A 2,085-nucleotide genomic window follows, 5' to 3' on the forward strand; every position below is an offset into this window, starting at 1 on the left:
CCAAATAAAGCGTATAAGAAGAGGTGTTTATATTAAAGAAAAGGCAACAGCAAGGTTTCTTGAGACAGATATCATTGGTTCTGGAACACCAATACCTCTTAAATTTTTTAAAGTAAACGAAACAAAACGCGGCGTAACTTACACACTGTTTGGAAAGAAAGAAATCTTACCCCATGATTTTATCAAGGGAGGCAGTTTTCCAAAGCATGTTGATTTGAAAATGGGAGGGAATGTGTTTCAAAGAGATGACGGAGATCAATTCCCTATTGCAAAACAAGAGGGTCCCTCAACTTCTGAGGTCATGTCAAAGCCAGAGATTGCAAGTGCTATTGCATAATATGCCAATGAAAGATTAACCCAAAATATACAGAGACAACTTTTTCGTCGAGAATACGCTGCTAATAAAAAAGGCTAGATCATGTTCTCAAGCTTTATCTATATATTCCATATCCTTATGAGTTTAGGCATTACATATTCTTATTGCAATTTTAAAAACAGATTATCACTTATGCTTTGTTTTTTTCATAAAAAAATCAATAAAATCAATTCAAAAGGTACTTACCAGCGGGTTGGCTTCGTTGCGGGGCAGGCGAGCGCAAACTATCGCTAGCGACAGAATTTTCAAATCGACTGTACATTGTACACATAACGCATTGATAAATAATAATTTTTATTATGTACACTGTACAGTATGTGAAACGTTTTCTTAGCAAGAAGTAATTTTTGTTGCTGGACAATTCTATAGTAATAGGTATTTTCGAATCAGGTGCCTCAAAAATACCTCAAAACAACTAGCGGATTAGTTGCCTAAATAACTAATCTTCCGCAATTTAAAAGCTTTAACTCATTGTATGCTACACGCATATAATAACTTTGTCAGGTGTGGTTATACCATATAACACCCTTCGGGGAAAAGCGTAACGACAGGCTAGATTGCCGTGTTTCTTAGTGCCCAGAACTCTTTTAAAGTGTCATTAAGGAACGTCTAACATCTAAAAATTCTTTATGAATACCATTATTAAAATTACTGAATTATGTGGCAAAAGGCATGAAAATATTATGCTTGACATCAAGAAAACGTTTGAAGAACTTAACGCCCTCAAATTTGAGGAGGTTGATTTTGGTGGGCACTACCTTGATAACAAAGGTGAAAGCCGCCCTTGTTATAACCTGCCAAAGCGTGAATGCTTAATTCTTGTTTCTGGTTACAGCACTGCCTTACGAGCAAAGATAATTGACCGTTGGAAAGACAAGTAGCTATTCCACAAATTGATTACTCCAAACCCGAAGTATTACTTGGCGCCTTAAATCATCTACAAAATTAAATTGAGCAGAAAGACCATGTTATTTCAGAATTAGCACCAAAAGCAAAAGCTTTAGAAGGCTTAAAACGCTCTGATGGTTTGTTTGGTTTGATTGAAGCCGCGAAGATGTTGGAGATAAGACCAAAGAATTTAACAGATTACTTGCGTAAAAATGATTGGGTGTATCGACGTGCTCCAAGTAGTCCATTGTTACCTTAATCAGGATAAAATCAAAAAAAGATTCATGGACTGTTCTGCCATCACCATTCAAAAACCGGATGGAACAGAAAAGGTGCTGCCTTCAACAAAAATCACACCTAAAGGATTGCCGGCATGTTTGAGAGAACAAGTCTACAGAGGTATGCAATGAAGGTAGATTCTAACTTCTTATGCGATTTATGGATGGCATTATCTCAATTTTCTAGATATGAAAATATGAGTGATAAGATTGTACTGCTCTGGTTGACATCATGAGTTTAGTAGAAAAAGCTTTGATTTTAAAACTTCAAGATGAAGTGCCAATCCTTCTTTCGATATCTTTCTCATCTGACGCTCCATAAAAAAAGCCCCACAAAAGTGAGGTTGGATAAAATAATGTTCTAATCAATCTCGCGCTAATTATAATAAAGTGACTCGCTACATCCACGAGCGCCTATTTTTTCATCTTCTACATAACGAGAATGCGCAAAGTTCCGCACAAGATGATCATTGTTAGAGCCACCAGTCCAATCGCCTCCTCCCAACATAACATTTATGTCTACACGTAAACTGCTTCCTTGCT

General features: G+C 36.6%; 1 protein-coding gene and 2 pseudogenes. All 3 read left to right on the top strand.

The features are described from left to right. Nucleotides 1-415: pseudogene (locus ACFILZ_RS09630) on the top strand (hypothetical protein); the annotation flags it as partial. 644 nt (nt 416-1,059) lie between these two features. Next, nucleotides 1,060-1,257 (top strand): Rha family transcriptional regulator, encoded by a 198-nt coding sequence (locus ACFILZ_RS09635; RefSeq protein WP_375611038.1) that lies wholly within the window; start codon nt 1,060-1,062, stop codon nt 1,255-1,257. Next, nucleotides 1,242-1,674 (top strand): annotated as a pseudogene (locus ACFILZ_RS09640) (phage antirepressor KilAC domain-containing protein); the annotation flags it as partial. The gene ACFILZ_RS09635 and the pseudogene ACFILZ_RS09640, both read left to right, overlap by 16 nt. Nucleotides 1,675-2,085: the final 411 nt, after the last annotated feature.

The sequence above is a fragment of the Bartonella sp. AP40SXNS genome (assembly GCF_042195825.1).
GTDB lineage: Bacteria > Pseudomonadota > Alphaproteobacteria > Rhizobiales > Rhizobiaceae > Bartonella.